Here is an 18,332-nt window from a genome sequence, read left to right as displayed (position 1 = left end):
CGGCCCGCAGAACTTATAAAAACTTTAGCGACATGAAAAAAATAATCCACACCAAAGAAGCACCGGCCCCCATAGGCCCTTACAACCAGGCTGTACTCGCCGGAGACACTCTTTATATTTCCGGACAGATCGCCCTGGATCCCGTCACCGGAGAACTCAACCTCAACTCTATCGAAGAAGAGACTACGCAGGTCATGCAAAATCTCGAAGCTATTCTCAAAGCCGCAGGGATGAGTTTTGACCACGTTATAAAATCTTCGATCTTTATCAGCGACATGAACAACTTCGGGAAGATCAATGAAGTATACGGAAGATATTTTGCAGAAGATAATGCGCCGGCCCGGGAAACCGTAGAAGTGGCCAATCTGCCCAAATTTGTCAATGTAGAGATCTCCATGATCGCAGGCAGGTAGTACCCTGTGAAACGACATCATAAACAAAAAAGCTGTCCGGAAAATCCGGACAGTTTTTTTGTTTTGCCCTATAGGAGCTTTAATCCGTAATCCCGGCACACTCTATCCCTCCCGTCTGTGGCCCTGTTTTGCTTCGGTGCATCACCATCTATATACATGAAGGCCCGACACATAAAAAAACAGGCTGTCTTTTCGGACAACCTGTTTTTCTATAACATTTGTATATTTTTACCCGTTGTGCATTATCAAGCTTCTGTGTCATCCTGAGCCTGTCGGAGGATAGACATGTTGCTCTTCGACAAGCTCAGAGTGACACTCACGTATCTTTTGTTGAATAATGCACAACAAGTTGTTTTTATTGCTATTTATTGAAAACGATATTCCGGTGATATTCCACCAGGTTATCGATAGGGCGGCGTAATATTTTGCCGACTTTCAGATTGTTCTGAGCCATCACCTCATGGAGTTCCTCCTGGAGATAATACGCAATACTACCTATAAAATGCACAGGAACGGATTCTGCCTGCTCATACTGACGGATCGCATTGTCTATAAACAACTGCATTCCTTTACGGATAAGCTTCTGACTGTATTCGTGTTCCCGGTTTTCAATAACAAACCTCGCAAAGGTAGCCAGGTAGGTATTCGGGTTGGGCTGCTTATACAGGTTATTCTTGATAACATCCGCTTCCAGATCATAAGCTTCGGAAAACTTATGCGCAAGGCTTTTTGGCATCCTGTGGTAATAATAATCACGAAGCAACTGACGCCCGAAATAATTACCGCTGCAATCATCCATAAGAATATATCCCAGCGAAATAACCTTCTGGAACACTTCGCTGCCATCGTAATAACTGCAATTGGACCCGGTACCCAGTATACACACTATGGCGTGCTCTCCGGGTTCTGCCGTGGCGTGTATGGCCGCATAGGTATCTTCTTTGATAAACGTCTTGGCATTTACAAAAAAATTCTTAAAGATCTTCGTGAGATAGACCTTCATCCTGTCGGTACCACAACCTGCCCCGTAAAAGTAGAGTTGAGTTACTTTTTCCTTATTATTGCTAAGCTCAAAATTGTTAGCCAGACGCTCGTCTATAATCTCCCGGGTAAGTACTTCCGGGCTAAGCCCCAGGGTTTTCGTCAGAAACAACTTATTCCCCTCTTCGTCTAATGCTATCCAATCTGATTTCGTGGCTCCACTATCAACAATTAATATCATACGCTCAATAATTTATTAATAAAGAACAAACAGACAAACCATTCCTTCCTTTAAGATTCCTTTGCCTGTTTGCCCCTGGCTTACTATCTTTTATAATGAAGATACGTGAAGTGCCAGATCTACCAGTTTGCTGGAATACCCTGCTTCGTTATCGTACCATGCTACTACTTTGAAGAACTTGGAGTTCAACTCTATTCCTGCATCCGCATCAAAGATACTGGTACGGGTATCACCAACGAAATCCTGAGATACTACCAGTTCTTCGGTATATCCGAGAATTCCTTTAAGTTCACCTTCCGAAGCGGCTTTTACCGCTTTTTTAATTTCTTCATAAGAAGTTTCTTTTTGCAGTCTTACGGTAAGGTCCACTACAGATACATCGGTAGTAGGAACCCGGAATGCCATACCTGTAAGTTTTCCTTCCAGCGCCGGGATTACTTTGGTCACAGCCTTGGCGGCTCCCGTAGCAGCAGGAATAACGTTGGCAAGCGCACTTCTACCTCCCCTGAAATCTTTCCTGGACGGACCGTCTACAGTAAGCTGGGTAGCTGTTGTAGCGTGTACGGTTGTCATCAGTCCTTCTTCGATACCAAAAGCATCGTTCAACACTTTGGATATCGGTGCAAGACAGTTGGTCGTACATGAAGCATTGGAAACTATATTATCCGTAGCCTTGGCTTCTTTGTGGTTAACCCCCATAACAAACATAGGAGCATCTTTGGAAGGCGCAGAGATCACTACTTTTTTAGCTCCGGCATCAAGGTGTTGCTGAGCCGTATCCAGGGTAGTAAAGATACCCGTACATTCCGCTACGACATCTACACCGGCTTCATCCCACTTAAGGCTCTTAGGATCCCGCTCCGCAGTAATCCTTACTGTTTTTCCGTTTACCACGAGGTTACCGTCTTTTACTTCTACGGTTCCCTGAAAAGTGCCGTGTACAGAATCGTATTTAAGAAGGTATGCCAGGTGATCTACGTCTAACAGGTCGTTAATCGCTACTACATCTACATTATCTCTTTTTACAGTCTCTCTGAATACTAACCGTCCTATTCTACCAAAACCGTTAATACCAATTTTTAAGTTTGACATGATCTTATTATTTATTGTGATTTATTTTGATTTGCGTTTATTGAATAATCCCTTAAAGTTACGAAAAAACAAGGGGATTAAGTCGTCATGATATCCGATACGCGAAGAAGTTCACGATCGATTTCCGACTTGCCTTTTACCGCTTTCTCCAGCGGGGTCAGCATGATCTTATCTTCTGTAAACCCGACCATATAGTTAGATTTCCCTTCGATCAGGCTTTCTACGGCTTTCACCCCCATACGGCTGGCCAGCACACGATCGAAACAGGTCGGTCTGCCACCGCGCTGAATATGTCCGAGTACGGTAACCCTCACATCATAATCGGGATGGTTTTGCTCTACATATTCCTTGAGTTCGAAAACACTTTTTCCGATCTTGTCGCCTTCGGCCACAACGACAATGCTCGAAGACTTTCCGGACAACCGGCTTCTTTCGAGCGATTCGAGTAATCGTTCCAGCCCGAGATTTTCTTCGGGGATCAGGATTTCTTCGGCTCCGGCTCCTACCCCTGTATTTAAGGCAATATGCCCGGCATCGCGCCCCATAACCTCTACAAAAAACAGACGGTTATGCGAAATGGCCGTATCCCGTATCTTATCTATGGCCTCGACAACCGTGTTGAGCGCCGTATCGTATCCGAGCGTAAAACTCGTGCCGTATATATCGTTGTCTATAGTTCCGGGAATTCCCATCACCGGAAATCCGAATTCTTCACTGAAGATCATCGCCCCGGTAAAAGAACCGTCACCTCCGATAACCACAAAAGCATCTATTCCCTGTTCTTTCAGATGTTCATAAGCTTTTTTACGCCCTTCGGGAGTTCGAAAATCATTGGAGCGTGCAGATTTCAATATCGTTCCGCCACGGTTGATAATGTTATTTACACTACGGGCATTCATCGGTTTGAAATCTCCCTCGATCATTCCCTGGTACCCCCTGTAGACCGCAACACACTCCACATTATGATAGGCACAGGTACGGACTACAGAACGAATCGCCGCATTCATCCCCGGAGAATCTCCTCCCGAAGTCAAAACAGCAATCTTTTTTATATTGTCTGACATGAACTTTTATTTTTATAAGCTATCAAAGATATTTAATAATTCCCTACTGAAAAACCCTATTGGCGATGTTTAAATATTTCTAACGTTTTCGTTAAAAACTTTTAACTTTACCCCCCTGATATTTAACACCAGAAGCTGTTTTTATCGTTCAAAATATCATTTCTTCAATCCGGGAACAGGGGTATTCTGCCAAATCCAGAGTTTTTTTATGTTGTGCTTTTTCTAACCGAAAATACAACAACAAAGAAAACAGGCTGTAATTTTTATATTTTGCCACCGTTCCGCAACGAGGAACAACACGCTTCTTTTTCAGTTTCGAAAAAGCAGGAAACTTCATATTCCAAATCCTCTTTTTCCCCACTTTCATTGTTTTCATATAATTCAAAATCCGCCTGTTTATAAAAAAGCAGGCGGATCCGAACGTAATGATTAATAATTGAAAAACACTAAAAATGATATCGTTTGAAGGCTTCTATAGCCTCGTACTCGGCAAGCCCTAATTCGTCATACAGTTTGGCCGTGGTTTTGTTCCTGTCTTCTGCCCTTACCCAGAATTCCCTGGAATCGTCTCCCTGAAACATGACGCGGTCTTTCTGAGACTGGTGGAAGAGGATGGCGTTTCGCTTACGGATCACCTGGTCCGGGCTCATCGGAACTGCCATTTCTATCTCATCCAATCCCCATTCGTGCCATGCTCCGCGGTACAACCACACCCAGCAATCATCCATATACGATTGGGATTTCAGTCGTTTTAACGCTTCAAAAATACCATCCAGACATACTTTGTGAGTACCGTGCGGATCTGCAAGGTCTCCCGCAGCATAGATCTGATGTGGTTTCACCTCTTCGATAATATTCATGATAATCTCAATATCTTCTTCTCCGAGCGGATTTTTCTTAACCTCTCCCGTCTCGTAGAAAGGAAGATCGAGAAAATGTACATTTTTATCATCGAGCCCTACGTAGCGTGTTGCCCCGTACGATTCCCTGCGACGAATAAGCCCTTTGAGTTTTCGCACATCCAGCGAATCGATCTGGTCTTCCCGTTTGTTATTGAGGTATGCCACCGCATCTTTAAAGATTGCAGGTCCGTTCGTCCCCGTAATATCACTGGCCACTTCGGCAAACTTCAGGGCCTCCGCATCGGTTACGGCTATATTACCTGAAGTCTGGTACACCACATGTACTTCGTGCCCCTGGTCTACCAGTCGACAAAAAGTTCCTCCCATAGAGATCACATCATCATCGGGATGCGGACTGAATATGATCACTCTTTTCTTTGCCGGTTCGGCACGCTCCGGGCGTTTTGTATCGTTCGCATTGGGTTTTCCGCCAGGCCACCCGGTAATGGTATGCTGCAACACGTTAAACATCTGAATATTCAGTTCGTATGCAGATCCTTCCTGGGCCAGCAGTCCGGACATTCCGTTATCGTTATAATCCCTGTCCGTGAGTTTCAGTATGGGCTTTTTAGCCTTGAGGCTCAGCCATACCATAGCTTTTCTCTTGAGTTCCTCGGTCCAGACACACTGCCCTACCAGCCAGGGTGTTTTAAATCTTGTAAGTTCCGAAGCCGCCTCATAATCGAGGATAAAGGTGGTGTTCTGATGCTGTTGCAGATATGTTGCCGGAACATTCCCCGTTACCTCACCTTCTATAGTCCTTTTAATGATATCTGCTTTTTTATGTCCCCAGCCCAGCAACACGATACGCCTGGCTTTCAATATGGTACCGATCCCCATGGTAATGGCACGCTTAGGCACATTTTCCATACCGTTAAAATCGGAAGCCGCATCGCTACGCGTCAGGTAATCGAGGGTGATAATCCTCGTTCCGGAATTGTAGTGCGACCCGGGTTCGTTAAACCCTACGTGTCCCGTACGCCCTATACCGAGTAACTGGAAATCGAGTCCGCCGTACTCTTTGATCTTCATTTCATAGTCGATACAGTACTGGTGAATTTCATCGAGAGATACTCTTCCGTCCGGAATGTGTACATTCTCGGGTTTTATATCCACGTGATCGAACAGGTGCTGATGCATGAAATAGTGATAACTCTGGTGATTATCCTTATTCATGGGATAATACTCATCCAGGTTGAAGGTAACCACGTTGGCAAAGCTCAATCCTTCTTCCCGGTGCATACGCACCAGTTCTTCATAGACCTTTATGGGGGAAGATCCGGTGGCAAGCCCCAACACGCATTTCTCTCCTTTCTCCTGCCTGCTTTTTATGAGATCTGCGATTTCCGAAGCTACAAGTGCTGATGCCTGAAGCGAGTTCTCGAAGATCTCGTTGTGAACTTTCTCATAGCGGGTCTCTTCGAATTTCCCCACTTCCTTATAGCTAATATCATTAGCTTGTACCAAATATCGATGCATAACGAACGGTATGATGTGATTAATTTTCGAAACTAAACTATTCAATAGGCTTTATATGCTAAAACTTTTTCGACCAGTGCACCCAACTTTGTCACGAATAGCGTTATTTTCCGGACTTAAAGATTTTACAACAGGACAAAATGCAACCGTTTGCCCACTGGCCCGTACATGGTCCTCTACCTACGTATAAATGGGCGACAGAACGCACAAAAAGCTACTTTATGAGGTGTGAAAAACGAAAACCCATATTGGAGAACAAAAAATTTTTTAGCTGAACAGCATCAAAAAACTCATCAATTACACCATTTGGCACACCAGAAAAAACAAGCTTTCGGGCGGGTGAAAAATTATTTTAAAATATTTTGTTTTTAGTAAAAATACATCTATTTTTTGGCTCTTTTTGAGAAGTTTTTGTCAATTTTTCATAATTCTGGTCACAAAAACCAGGGTGCAAAATGACACCGGAAATATGCCGCGTTTTTAAACCAGGGTATTCATGAAGATTAAATGTATTATCATCGATGACGAACCTCTTGCAACAAGTGTATTGCTATCTCATGCCGCAGAGTTTCAGAATCTGGAAATAGTCGCTTGTCATAACAACCCTATCGAGGCCATGACTGCCCTGGATGACCCCGATATCGACGTTATTTTTCTCGACATCAATATGCCCAAGATGAGCGGGCTCGATTTTATCCGCAACATCGATTACGATGCTTTCATCGTCATAACTACCGCATACCGGGAGTATGCCGTAGAAAGTTATGAGCTCGATGTCTTTGACTACCTCGTCAAACCCATCCCCTTTCACCGTTTTGCAAAAACGATGAACAAACTCACCAAGGAAATAACCCTAAAGCGCAACGGTCCGGTCAACATCAAGACGCAACAGGAACCGCACATGTTTCTGAAAGTCGACAAAAAAATGGTAAAAGTACATCTCCACGACATCTTATTTATAGAGAGTCTCAAGGATTACATCAAAGTGGTAACCACCATAGACGAATATATTGTTCATAAATCGCTGACGAACATTACCGAGGAGTTACCATCCTCCAATTTTATACGGGTACACCGTTCGTACACGATAGCCATAGACAAGGTGAAGGCGGTAGAAGGCAATATCATAGAAATAAACAACAAGAGGATCCCTATAGGACGTAATTATATCAAAGAAGCCAAAGAGAGCATTTTTAAGGACAACCAGGATATCCTTTAACGATAAAAAACGATGAGAAGAACTTATAAAACCATTAAACTAAATTACTAACTACAACTTTCATGGAACTATCATTTTTAGATTACTCCCTTATCTTCGGTTTCTTTGCCGTTACCCTGACCATAGGTATAGTCGTATCCAGGAGTTCGGGCAAGAACACCACAGAATACTTCCTTTCCGGCCGCAGCATGCCCTGGTGGCTTCTGGGCTTTTCGATGGTAGCAACTACCTTTTCCACAGACACTCCGAACCTGGTAACGGATATTGTCCGAACCAACGGTGTTTCGGGAAACTGGGCCTGGTGGGCTTTTTTGCTGACCGGACTCTCTACCGTATTCATCTACGCCAAACTCTGGCGCAAATCGAATGTACTGACCGACATGGAGTTTTACGAACTCCGTTACGGTGGCAAACCGGCCAAGTTCCTGCGCGGGTTCCGCTCCATCTATCTCGGGCTGTTCTTTAACATCATTACCCTGGCTGCCGTAAACCTCGCCGCTATAAAGATCGGTGGTATCATGCTCGGGCTATCACCGATACAAACGGTGCTTATCGGTGGTGTCATCACTGTCATATTCAGTGCTATCGGCGGTTTTAAAGGGGTTGTCTATACGGACTTCATCTTGTTTTTCGTGGCTATGGCAGGTGCCGTAGGCGCTGCATACTACCTGGTGAATATCCCGGAAGTCGGCGGTATTACGAAATTGATCACCAATGAGAATGTAGTCGGTAAACTCTCCATCCTGCCCGATTTCTCCGACACGGAAGCGCTGATCTCCATACTTATCATTCCGCTCGCCGTGCAGTGGTGGAGTTCCTGGTATCCGGGTTCTGAGCCGGGAGGGGGCGGATATATCGCCCAACGTATGCTGGCCGCCAAAAACGAAAATCACGCCATTGCCTCTACTTTTTTCTTTAACATCATGCATTACGGTGTAAGACCCTGGCCCTGGATCATGGTTGCCCTGGCATCACTGGTTGTATTCCCGGACGTAGCGAGTATACATGCCGCATTCCCCGGGATCGAGGAAAGCAAACTCGGGCATGACCTGGCTTATTCCGCCATGCTCACCAAACTACCCAGCGGACTCCTTGGACTGGTGCTCGCCTCTCTCGGAGCTGCATATATGAGTACCATATCTACCCAGCTCAACTGGGGATCGTCATACATTGTAAACGACTTCTATAAACAAACGGTTAAAAAAGACGCATCGGAGAAAGAGCTGGTCAACGTAGGACGTATTTCTACGGTCTTGCTTATGGTAGCCAGTGCGGTCATGGCACTCCTGCTGACCAATGCCAAACAGCTTTTTGATATCCTCCTCATGTTCGGTGCGGGCACGGGGCTCGTATATATCCTTCGCTGGTTCTGGTGGCGTATCAATGCGTGGAGTGAAATTTCCGTAATGTTTGCTGCAGCCATAACCAGTCTTGTACTCACCCTTTCACCGCTTGGCAATGCTTTATTCGGCTACAAAGAGCTGGATGGCACCGTAGTAGAAGGAGTATTCCCTTCATGGGCCACCCTGCCCTCCATAGTACTGATCACCACCGTAATATGGCTTATCGTAACTTTCGTAACGAAGCCGGAAAAGAAAGAAGTACTGTATAGCTTTTACCAGAAAACACAACCCGGGGGACCGGGATGGAAAAAGATCATAGACCAGGCCCGGGCAGAAGACGTCAATATCGTAGACCAAAGAGAAAAATGGACGGTCCCTTCAGGTATCCTCGCCATGGTCCTTGGCTGTATACTGGTGTACTGCTGCATGTTTGCTACAGGAAACTGGATTTACGGCAACTACCCGCTGGCCATAGGACTTACCATAGCCATTATCATTTCGGGTGTTTTGCTCGCTGTGGTATGGAGGAAAATGAAAAGCGATATACTCTAAACAATACGTATTATAAAAAGACATAAACGGTGCGATCGGTAAACAACAGGCACGATCGCACCTTTTTTATGCGATAATCCGAACACAGGGCCAATGGTAGCTTTTACAGCGCATCCGGCCGGATCCGGTGCTGGATGGAATGATCGTACAAAAAACCGGCGCTCTATTTGCCTTTTCCTTTCTGCCCGAACTGTATCAATCCCCCTCCCATACTTTCCTGCCTTGCGGCAGCTTCTTTATCGGCTTCCGTTGCTTTACCGGTATTATTTTCCTCTTTTTTGGTAAATATCTTTTTCAGCAGTTCCCGGAACGTATTAAAATCCACCTGGTAAGAAAGACCGGCCCCCTGGGTATATCCGATACGATCTGCAAGCCACTGTTGTATTTCGTTCTCCCTGTTGAATATCCTGGCCCGGAGCGTCCCGTCTTCATTGAGCAGGACCTGCACCTCCACATCTCCTGCTACCGCAGTTTCTGCCACACCGCCTATAGGCACCCCTATTTTTCCGTTAATGAGTATACGTTCGTTAATCTGCGTAGAAACTGTCACCCCAAACCTGTCCTGGGTCTCAAAATCGAGATTAGGATCTCTTGTACCCAATTCGTAGGAAAGCCCGATGTCGAACTTACCATCCCCCGAATTGAGAATATCGTTGAGCATACTAAAACCGGACTCTATAAAATTCCCCGCAACACCGCCGCCGCTGATGTTGATCTCATTATTGATAAAGGCCCCCTGAGACAGTAAGGAAAGTGCCTGCAATTCCCGCTTGCTCTTATCGTCGAGCTTGTACTGCAACTCCGAATTGATCACTGCATTTGTTCCCGGAAACTGAATATCAAAATCGATATCCGGCTGAAGGAGCTCCCCGTTCAGCTTTATAATAAGGTCTGTTTCTATTTTCCGTGTCACGGAGTTGTTATCCAGCAGTACTGCCGGGTTTGCATTAAGGTTGTACACGGCTTCCAGGTCTACATTTGCCCGTAACGGATCTCCGTTCCAGCTCATAAACCCTCCGGGTTTTACCTTGAATTTCTTTTCTATGATGCCCCCGTACTTAAAGTTATAATCTCCGCTATACGTAGTAAAATCCCCCCACATCCGGAATTTTCCGTTGGTATTGATCTCCAGAAGTATGTTTCCCGCCCCTCTTCCGCGCAACGAACTTCCCAGCTCCTTGTCGATGACGATCTCTACCTCTGCATCCGGGTTGATATCCAGGTCGAATTCCAGTTCCAGTCCTTTGTAATCTGCCAGTTCCCTCTCCCGGGCTATCCGGTCGGCATCTCCGTTTTTATCGATAAAGTTAATAAAAGACGTATCTCCTACCGTCACCTCATTATCCAGCGGAATTTTCAGGGAGGTCCCTTTCCCCGTGGTAGCAAAGACTTTGATCGTAAGTTCATCTGTAAGTCCGTATATCTGGGCCTCTCCATTGATAAAACCGGTACCGTAAAAAAGTTCCTCTTCCGTTTCCGGGGTATTCAGGGCCAGGAAGCGCTGCCCCCTCGTATCCAGCGTAAAATCCAGGTACCAGTCCGAAAAGGCGTCATGAGTTATCGTCCCGTCAAACAAAGCCCTGGTCTTATACTGCGTATCGGTAAGATTGATATTGTCAAACTTAAAAGTTTGTCCGAATAATTCTATTCTCGTCTCCGGATCCATACTCAGGTCTACATTGAGGTAAGGTATTCTAATCCCTGCATTTCTCAATGTGATCTCCCCGTTCAGATCGGGTTTTTTAAACGACCCGGTAAGCCTGGCCCTGCCAGATGCCAGTCCCCTGATATCCGATATCACATCACCTCCCAACATACTGAAAGCGCCTATATCCAGCTCATCGACCGACATCCCTACATCCAGCGAAGCCTTATTACGTTCAAAAGAGACATCGCCGACAACATCCAGTACTTTCTTGTTCCCCTTGAGTATCACTGCATCTATTCCGTAACTGGAAAGATCCTGGTTCCCTACGATACCGACATCAAAATTACCTAGGTTGATATCGTTAACCGTAAAGTCGTCTATACGTAAATTCGAAGACGGATAATAGTTTTTCTTTTGTTGTAACACATAAAACTCCCCGTTCATCAATCCTTTCAGGCTAAGGTTTTCAATATCGGGCGTTACTTTATCGAGAAATACATTTTTAAAATGAACAGAAAAATCCTTGTATGTGGAATCTACCATTTTTCCCTGCAGGTTGATCTGCTCCTCTTCGTAATTCATGACGATCTCCTCCACGGTAATCGTATCGAGGGCTTTGCTGAACACTACCCGGTTCTGATGATTGTTATCCCTGTTGAGCAACCATTGGTTCCCCTTGAACCCTACTTCCGAACGCTTTAGCCCTACAACCGACTTGTTATCGGGAGTAATAGTATGATAAAAGTTCAGGTTATACTCATCTGCCGCATTGTCTCCGCCCCGGAATTCCGTCCGGAAAAACAAGGTATCCTTAATCGTCGTATTGATCAGGTTAAATTTGGAAATATCATAAAATCCGGTATGGATTTCCCCCACCTCGACGTATGTATTAAACAGCGGGTTCTTATTGTCGATCTGCAGATCTATATTTTTAATCGCATTGCCGAAGGCCTCGATATCCGGGGAACGGAACGTAAACTTAAAATCGCCCTCATCCGCAATCATCTCTCCTTTGATATAGGTGTTTTTTCCCAGTTTTACTTCCGGGTAGAACACCTCGATAATCTTGCTGTTGATAAAGAAATTGAACTCTACATACTGATCGGGCCTGATTTCATGCGGGCTGTAGTTGGCATAGATACTTCCCACCGAGTTCTGTACGATCTTCCCCAGTTCCCGGAAGGAGAAGTTTCCTTTCATAAACCCGTTGATGATTTCCGGAGAATCGACAGTGAGCACACGGCCGGTCTCGTTGATCACGGATATGATCTTGAAATCTTCGAAATAGTAATCGTCATTCTGGTTCCTGTAACTGGTATTGGTAAAATTGATCTCTCCCTTCAGGTTATCAATATCATCACCCGTAATATTCATACTGATATCTCCGGAAAAAACCGAAATACTGTCGCGGGAAACCAAGTGAAGTGCATACAGATCTGCACGGGTTATGGAAGCCCTGAAATCGAACTGGTTTTCGACCAGGGAAAAATCAGCCAGGCCGTCAAAGCTCATTTTAAAGTTTTCGTCATTGGATACCAGTGATCCGTCGAACAACTGATCCTTGATCACCCCGGATACGACCGCATTCTTGTAATTATAACCGTTGTACACGATATTGTTCACCGTTCCCCTGATCTCCGTGTTCAGGGTTTCCTTGGTAAATCCCTTACCGTCCACCTCCACATGGAGTGACGTTTTCCCGAAGTTCTTATCTTCGATAAAAGTCCCGAGGTCAAAATTTGTCAGGGTTATGGTTCCTACGTAGGAAGCATTGTCTATATCATTGATATCGGTAAGTTTCAGAACGGATACACTGCTCCCGAGGTCGGTCTCGAGTTCTATATCGGTATTAATCGTGGTTTCGGTCAGTACCGCTTTTCCCCGAATTCGCAATTGTCCTAATTTGGACAGGGAAGAAGGCAGGGAATTACCGAGAATATTAGGCAGCAGGCTTCTCAACTGGTAATAGTTGGACGAGAGATAGCCGATGTCCGCATCCATACGAAAAGGCACATCGGACGAGAACAGTCCTTTGAAATCGATATCTCCGCTTATACTGGTATTTTCGGAAGTCACCCGCAGGTCTTTGGTGCGCAGGTCATTGAGCACCCCTTCGATCTCCGAACTGAACGTGACGCGTTTACCGCGGCCGAATTCGTTATAAAATGTATTGACCTCATCAAACGAGATCGTCGCGTCATTAAAATCGCCCTTGATTTCCACCTTATTGAGAAAATCGGCAAAATCTTCGCGCTTGTAAAAAAACACCAGGTTACCCTTGATATCCGATCCGGGGGTTTCGATATCCAGGTGCTCCAGATGCATTTCCGTCAGGCCATACGAAAAGTCCGTTTCGAGCTTCTGCACCTCCATACCACGGTCTGCGACAAATCCGAGCTGACGTATCTTTGCGGTTACCTCCGGCCCTTCTATTTTAAAATCCTGTAAATCGGCATGAATATCACGGAAATGAAGAATATCAACACTTTCGGTATTTTCGTCGGTAAGCTGAAAACGTGCATTTTCGAGATGAACAAGGGATGTTTTCAGTAAAAAAGGTTCGGTAGCAGTACTGGTCGTATCCTCTCCTTCGAGCTGTTCCACGAAAAGATCGAGGTTTGTATAATCTTCATCTTTATACGTATGCAGGTGAAACAGCACACCTTTCATATCGATATCCCCGAAATTGAGCTTTCCGTCAATCATGCTCTTTACGTTCCGGAAACTCAGCAGAGATGTGTTCAGGCGCTCTACCGAAACCAGCGTATCACGGTGATGGTCTTCGATATAAACACCTCTCAGGCTGACACTGCCGAAAAACGATACGTACACCCTGCGTATCTGTATATTGGTCCCGAAATCTTCATTGACCGTCCGCATTACCCTTTTGGCAATACCGGTCTGTACCGGCGGAAGTGCAAAAAAGATACTTATCGCCACCAGCAATATAAAAATGATCAGGAAGGTCCTGACTATTATTTTCCTCAACTTTCTGATATGCCCAGACTACATTAACCGGTTATGAAATACGGACTTCAGGCTGACCACCTGTGATCGGGTCGGTTAGCGAAACAACGGACAAAATGCCTACCTTTGCACCGGATAACTTTATTTTTTTGAAAAAAGTACAGATGAAGGAGCAAAAAACATACATTCTGGCCATAGAATCTTCCTGCGACGACACTTCTGCCGCCGTTTTACTTAACGGAAAAGTTCTGAGTAATGTTGTTGCTACCCAGAAAATTCACGAAGAATACGGCGGAGTGGTTCCCGAACTTGCATCGCGGGCACACCAGCAAAACATTGTTCCTGTCGTACACATGGCCCTTGACAAAGCAAATATCGGGAAAAAAGAGTTATCCGCCATAGCTTTTACCAGCGGTCCCGGCTTATTGGGGTCGTTGCTCGTCGGCACTTCGTTTGCCAAATCCCTCGCACTGGGACTGCAAATCCCCCTTATCGAAGTAAACCACATGCAGGCCCATATCCTCGCCCACTTTATAGACGAGGATGGTTTTGACAAACCTTCGTTCCCCTTCCTGGCCATGACCATCAGTGGTGGTCACACCCAGATTATCCGGGTAGACAGCTATTTTGACATGACAGTGATCGGAGAAACCATAGACGATGCCGTAGGTGAGGCTTTCGACAAAAGCGCCAAAATACTCGGACTCCCCTATCCGGGAGGACCGCTTATAGATAAAAATGCCAGGGAAGGCAACCCCGGGGCGTTTCGTTTCCCGAAACCCAAAGTGGAGGGACTCAATTTCAGTTTCAGCGGCCTCAAGACATCCATACTGTATTTCGTACAGAAACACACCGCGGAAGACCCCGGCTTTATCGGGGAAAACCTGAAAGACATCTGTGCTTCCATCCAGTACACCATCGTGAATATCCTGATGGATAAACTCCGGAAGGCCGTAAAGGAAACCGGAATAAAACAAATTGCCATAGGCGGTGGAGTTTCTGCAAATTCAGGAATCCGGGAAGCCCTGAAAGCGGGAGAAAAAAAATACGGCTGGAAGACTTTTATCCCCAAGTTCGAATACACTACAGACAACGCTGCTATGATAGGTATTACGGGCTACCTCAAATACCGGGAAAAAGATTTCTCCGGGCATCATGTTACCGCAAAGGCCAGGTTTAAAGTCTGACCATTCCGTCTTAACCCCTCTTTTTTAGCCTCTTAAAGAAATACATCATATTTTTTTGTATCTTACGTACCATAAGTCCCAAAACTTACGGTACATCATGATATTCCGAAAATTCAATTCTGTCACGCACAGTGGTCCCGAAACATACTACGGACACATTCCCCGAGTGTCTCTAAAGGTTCGGGGCAATACTTCTTAACTCAAACTTTATCACCATGAAAAAACTGATTCTTAATCTTGGTACGCCGTTGAGCAAAACTCAGCAACAAAACATCAAAGGCGGAAAAAAACAATGTATCGTTCCCGTTCCCTGTCCCGACCCATGGGGAGAATGCCCGCCGCCCACATGCTCCGAATACGGTTTGCAATGTGCAGAACGGGAGTGCCAGCTTTTACCACTCTAAACAACGGATCACATGATCAAGTACATTGAAATCCCCTTGCATAAAATCCAGGGGGATTTTTTAATAGTTTCAGGATGTATTTATTGATACCGGCCTACGAATTCTGATGGGGTAACCCCTGTTTTTTGCTTGAAAATACGGGAAAAATAGGCATAATCTTCATATCCCAGTTCCCTGGCGGTTTCCGTAAAAGAATGCGGAGAATGTACCAACAGGCGTTTAGCCTCGAGAATAACACGTTCTGCAATAAGATCGGATGTCGTTTTCCGGAGTGATGTTTTTACCATACGATTGAGATGTTTGGCACTGACATGCATTTTCTCCGCATAAAACGATGGCGCTTTCTCTGACACATAATACCGCTCTATTAAAGTCTCCAGTATTCTTATCTTTCGAGTGTATACGGCCGGCACAGGACTTTCTACAGTATTCTTCCCCAGGTACATCCGGCTCAACTCTATATACAAAAGATCCAGCAGACTGCCTATGCGTTGCATTTTCATAAAATCCGCACCCCGGTATTCCGTGTAAATACCGCTGAAGAGATCCGTAAGCCTCTTCAGCTCCGCTTTTTCCGGGTACAGACAGGGCGGGTTTTGCGCCGAGTAGTAAAACGGGAAGCTGTGTATGGAACGATCGGTATATTGAAATTCGTAAAACTCCTGGGTGTGAAAAAACACGTATCCGTCGGTATCTTCCGAAAACTCCCAGTGATGTGTCTGTCCCGGATACATGAAAAAAACACTCCCCGGCCGTATCGGGTACGAATGAAAATCGATCTCATGCGTACCATGCCCTTTGGTAAACAATACCAATACAAAAAAGTCGTGTTTATGAGGAATGGTAATCGCTTCATGGAAACTCCCGGAATGCGCTTTGAAGGTATTACTGTAAAAATACGGATAATCCTTCTGCTTGCCGAACTCCCCTATATGCAATACCTGAATAGTTCTCATTTGTTTTCTTTTACCGGCGAACCCTTTTCCAAAAGTCAGGGGTTTCTTTACAAAAAACGACGACCGGATCACCACCCATGTCCCAAAAGTACAAATTAAAGGGTAAAAAGTCTAATCTATAATCTACGTATCCTCACCATATTTGCACTGTCAATTACAAATAAAATCGCTATGGCCGTCCTTCCTAATGTCCTTAAAGAGAAATGTCCAAATTGTGAAAAAGGAGATATTTTCGAATCCAGCGGAAACCCTCTGCTTTTCCGCATGCCCAAAATGCATAGGAAATGCAGTCATTGCGGTTACAATTTTGTCCAGGAACCGGGTTATTTTTTCGGGGCAATGTATGTCAGCTATGCCCTTACTATCGCAGAAATGATCGCCATTCTCATTCTTGGTAAATTTATATTTCATTTGGGAAACATCTCCATTTTTTTTATTATAATGGTCGTAGCCCTGGTCTCCAGCACATTCAATTTCCGATTGTCGCGTACCATATGGCTCTATATGTTCCGGAAAAAGAACACTGCGGAACAGCCCGGAGTAGAACCTTAAAAAAAATTTTATGTCCATATCCGTAAAATATGCCGTTTTTACCGAAGATCATACACAATGGGTCATTACACATACCAGAAAACATTTTGAACGACTTTTTGAAGATCATACCGATTACCCTGAAATTAAAAAGTACATAGACGAGAATTATGCTCCGGAAGCCCTGGTCAGGCGTCACAATGATTTTTCCAGGCAAATGCTCATGGCTTTTGAAGGCGCTCAGCCCCTGGCATCTGCCGAACTGGTTTCCATGCTCCTTCCCGAACAACAGCCCGAAAACAGTGACCGCCCCCTCCTAATCCACAGGTTGCTTCACGATGCATCCGGCAGAGGTCTCCCCGAAATACTACGCCGTTCCGAAGAGATCGCATTTCAGAAAAAACACGACGCCCTTATCGTACGTGCTTTCGATAACGCATCCGTCACCCGCCGTATCATCGAAGAACAAGGTTTCGAAGGTTACGGAACGGGAAAATCCGGAATTGATCATGCAGAGGTCAAAGAAATCATTTACATCAAAAAGATCAGATAAGCCCTTTATCGACCTGTACTTGCGGCAATAATTTATATATTCGCACGAATCAGTATAGTTTGCGCTTATGAACCTATTTTACAGTCCGGACCTCAATGAAGAAAAGAAACGTTTCACGTTCGACAAGGAAGAAAGCAGGCACATTATCCGGGTATTGCGAAAAACCGAAGGAGATCACATCTATCTGACTAACGGAAAAGGATGGATCTTTAAAGCCGAAATAACGGTTGCGGACATACGCCACTGCACGGTTCTGCTCACGGAAAAAAGCCGGCAGGAAGGTCGTAATTACTACATTCACCTGGCCGTGGCCCCTACCAAAATGAACGACAGGTACGAGTGGTTCCTCGAAAAAGCTACGGAAATAGGCGTTGATGAGATTACTCCGGTAATCTGTGATCATTCCGAAAGAACCGTGGTTAAACCGGAACGCCTGGAAAAAATCCTGCAATCTGCCATGAAACAATCGCTATCCGCTTTTATGCCCAGGCTGAACCCGGCTGTTTCGCTCGAATCTTTTCTGCAACAGCAAACTCCCGGACAACATTGTATAGCGCATTGCGAAGAAGGTGAAGAACGGTACCTGCTCAAGGAAAAAATCGTTCCCGGAACGGAAACTACCATACTCATCGGTCCGGAAGGTGACTTTTCGGTAAGGGAGATCGGCATGGCTCTTGACAAAGGATATATTCCCGTATCTTTGGGCAATACCCGGTTGCGCACAGAGACGGCCGCCGTAGTAGCCTGCCATACGGTGGCCCTCATGAACCTTACAACATGACCCCGACAAATACCAGCAA

At 45.2% G+C, this 18,332-nt stretch carries 15 protein-coding genes; 8 read left to right on the top strand and 7 right to left on the bottom strand.

Going from position 1 to position 18,332, the window contains the following annotated elements:
* Positions 1 to 32: 32 nt before the first annotated feature.
* Entirely contained in the window at positions 33 to 413 is a 381-nt protein-coding gene (locus BT112_RS09665; protein WP_072317168.1) for a RidA family protein, read from the top strand.
* 361 nt (positions 414 to 774) lie between these two features.
* On the opposite strand, the gene BT112_RS09660 is transcribed toward BT112_RS09665, so the two are convergent.
* The 5 genes from BT112_RS09660 to nagB all read right to left on the bottom strand — a co-directional run bounded on the left by BT112_RS09660 (position 775) and on the right by nagB (position 6,172).
* Entirely contained in the window at positions 775 to 1,635 is an 861-nt protein-coding gene (locus tag BT112_RS09660; RefSeq protein WP_072317167.1) for an N-acetylglucosamine kinase, read from the bottom strand.
* Between the two features lie 90 nt (positions 1,636 to 1,725).
* On the bottom strand, positions 1,726 to 2,727 hold the full coding sequence (gap, locus tag BT112_RS09655) for a type I glyceraldehyde-3-phosphate dehydrogenase (protein ID WP_072317166.1): 1,002 nt from the start codon (positions 2,725 to 2,727) through the stop codon (positions 1,726 to 1,728).
* A gap of 77 nt (positions 2,728 to 2,804) precedes the next feature.
* Complete coding sequence (pfkA, locus tag BT112_RS09650; RefSeq protein ID WP_072317165.1) at positions 2,805 to 3,791, bottom strand: 6-phosphofructokinase; 987 nt, start codon at positions 3,789 to 3,791, stop codon at positions 2,805 to 2,807.
* Between the two features lie 148 nt (positions 3,792 to 3,939).
* Positions 3,940 to 4,167, bottom strand: coding sequence for a hypothetical protein (locus tag BT112_RS09645; protein WP_217652359.1), 228 nt, complete (start codon positions 4,165 to 4,167; stop codon positions 3,940 to 3,942).
* A 70-nt stretch (positions 4,168 to 4,237) separates the two neighbouring features.
* Positions 4,238 to 6,172 (bottom strand): glucosamine-6-phosphate deaminase, encoded by a 1,935-nt coding sequence (nagB, locus tag BT112_RS09640; RefSeq protein ID WP_072317163.1) that lies wholly within the window; start codon positions 6,170 to 6,172, stop codon positions 4,238 to 4,240.
* Between the two features lie 496 nt (positions 6,173 to 6,668).
* Here nagB and BT112_RS09635 point away from each other — a divergent pair, with 496 nt between their 5' ends.
* Both BT112_RS09635 and BT112_RS09630 read left to right on the top strand, forming a co-directional pair.
* Entirely contained in the window at positions 6,669 to 7,391 is a 723-nt protein-coding gene (locus BT112_RS09635; RefSeq protein WP_072317162.1) for a LytR/AlgR family response regulator transcription factor, read from the top strand.
* A gap of 62 nt (positions 7,392 to 7,453) precedes the next feature.
* Positions 7,454 to 9,286 carry a sodium:solute symporter family protein gene (locus BT112_RS09630; RefSeq protein WP_072317161.1) on the top strand — a complete coding sequence of 611 codons (1,833 nt, stop codon included), beginning with the start codon at positions 7,454 to 7,456 and terminating at the stop codon, positions 9,284 to 9,286.
* A gap of 163 nt (positions 9,287 to 9,449) precedes the next feature.
* On the opposite strand, the gene BT112_RS09625 is transcribed toward BT112_RS09630, so the two are convergent.
* Positions 9,450 to 13,922: a translocation/assembly module TamB domain-containing protein gene (locus tag BT112_RS09625; protein WP_245777015.1), complete on the bottom strand. Its 4,473-nt coding sequence runs from the start codon at positions 13,920 to 13,922 to the stop codon at positions 9,450 to 9,452.
* A gap of 143 nt (positions 13,923 to 14,065) precedes the next feature.
* Between BT112_RS09625 and tsaD the strand changes: the two genes are divergently transcribed.
* Positions 14,066 to 15,088: a tRNA (adenosine(37)-N6)-threonylcarbamoyltransferase complex transferase subunit TsaD gene (gene tsaD / locus BT112_RS09620; protein WP_072317250.1), complete on the top strand. Its 1,023-nt coding sequence runs from the start codon at positions 14,066 to 14,068 to the stop codon at positions 15,086 to 15,088.
* A gap of 215 nt (positions 15,089 to 15,303) precedes the next feature.
* Positions 15,304 to 15,492 (top strand): hypothetical protein, encoded by a 189-nt coding sequence (locus BT112_RS21625; protein ID WP_139276092.1) that lies wholly within the window; start codon positions 15,304 to 15,306, stop codon positions 15,490 to 15,492.
* Between the two features lie 80 nt (positions 15,493 to 15,572).
* Here BT112_RS21625 and BT112_RS09615 read toward each other — a convergent pair whose 3' ends face one another.
* Positions 15,573 to 16,448 (bottom strand): helix-turn-helix domain-containing protein, encoded by an 876-nt coding sequence (locus BT112_RS09615; RefSeq protein WP_072317160.1) that lies wholly within the window; start codon positions 16,446 to 16,448, stop codon positions 15,573 to 15,575.
* 171 nt (positions 16,449 to 16,619) lie between these two features.
* On the opposite strand from BT112_RS09615, the gene BT112_RS09610 reads away from it, so the two are divergent.
* The 3 genes from BT112_RS09610 (at position 16,620) to BT112_RS09600 (ending at position 18,313) form a co-directional block, all read left to right on the top strand.
* On the top strand, positions 16,620 to 17,000 hold the full coding sequence (locus tag BT112_RS09610) for a DUF983 domain-containing protein (RefSeq protein WP_072317159.1): 381 nt from the start codon (positions 16,620 to 16,622) through the stop codon (positions 16,998 to 17,000).
* Between the two features lie 10 nt (positions 17,001 to 17,010).
* The gene (locus BT112_RS09605) at positions 17,011 to 17,532 is read left to right on the top strand and encodes a hypothetical protein (protein ID WP_072317158.1); all 522 of its coding nucleotides are present in this window, start codon (positions 17,011 to 17,013) and stop codon (positions 17,530 to 17,532) included.
* Between the two features lie 67 nt (positions 17,533 to 17,599).
* A complete protein-coding gene (locus tag BT112_RS09600; protein WP_072317157.1) occupies positions 17,600 to 18,313 on the top strand; it encodes a 16S rRNA (uracil(1498)-N(3))-methyltransferase in 714 nt (237 codons plus the stop codon).
* Positions 18,314 to 18,332 lie beyond the last annotated feature (19 nt).

The organism is Sinomicrobium oceani (genome assembly GCF_900119185.1).
GTDB lineage: Bacteria > Bacteroidota > Bacteroidia > Flavobacteriales > Flavobacteriaceae > Sinomicrobium > Sinomicrobium oceani.
The sequence above is the reverse complement of the archived record's forward strand: the minus strand, read 5'-3'. Positions and strand labels throughout refer to the sequence as shown.

What these genes read in the sequence shown, in the direction of transcription:
- BT112_RS09665 (WP_072317168.1), top strand. Translation starts at nt 33, where the DNA reads ATGAAAAAAATAATCCACACCAAAGAAGCACCGGCCCCCATAGGCCCT.
- BT112_RS09660 (WP_072317167.1), bottom strand. Translation starts at nt 1,635, where the DNA reads ATGATATTAATTGTTGATAGTGGAGCCACGAAATCAGATTGGATAGCA.
- gap (WP_072317166.1), bottom strand. Translation starts at nt 2,727, where the DNA reads ATGTCAAACTTAAAAATTGGTATTAACGGTTTTGGTAGAATAGGACGG.
- pfkA (WP_072317165.1), bottom strand. Translation starts at nt 3,791, where the DNA reads ATGTCAGACAATATAAAAAAGATTGCTGTTTTGACTTCGGGAGGAGAT.
- BT112_RS09645 (WP_217652359.1), bottom strand. Translation starts at nt 4,167, where the DNA reads ATGAAAACAATGAAAGTGGGGAAAAAGAGGATTTGGAATATGAAGTTT.
- nagB (WP_072317163.1), bottom strand. Translation starts at nt 6,172, where the DNA reads ATGCATCGATATTTGGTACAAGCTAATGATATTAGCTATAAGGAAGTG.
- BT112_RS09635 (WP_072317162.1), top strand. Translation starts at nt 6,669, where the DNA reads ATGAAGATTAAATGTATTATCATCGATGACGAACCTCTTGCAACAAGT.
- BT112_RS09630 (WP_072317161.1), top strand. Translation starts at nt 7,454, where the DNA reads ATGGAACTATCATTTTTAGATTACTCCCTTATCTTCGGTTTCTTTGCC.
- tsaD (WP_072317250.1), top strand. Translation starts at nt 14,066, where the DNA reads ATGAAGGAGCAAAAAACATACATTCTGGCCATAGAATCTTCCTGCGAC.
- BT112_RS21625 (WP_139276092.1), top strand. Translation starts at nt 15,304, where the DNA reads ATGAAAAAACTGATTCTTAATCTTGGTACGCCGTTGAGCAAAACTCAG.
- BT112_RS09615 (WP_072317160.1), bottom strand. Translation starts at nt 16,448, where the DNA reads ATGAGAACTATTCAGGTATTGCATATAGGGGAGTTCGGCAAGCAGAAG.
- BT112_RS09610 (WP_072317159.1), top strand. Translation starts at nt 16,620, where the DNA reads ATGGCCGTCCTTCCTAATGTCCTTAAAGAGAAATGTCCAAATTGTGAA.
- BT112_RS09605 (WP_072317158.1), top strand. Translation starts at nt 17,011, where the DNA reads ATGTCCATATCCGTAAAATATGCCGTTTTTACCGAAGATCATACACAA.
- BT112_RS09600 (WP_072317157.1), top strand. Translation starts at nt 17,600, where the DNA reads ATGAACCTATTTTACAGTCCGGACCTCAATGAAGAAAAGAAACGTTTC.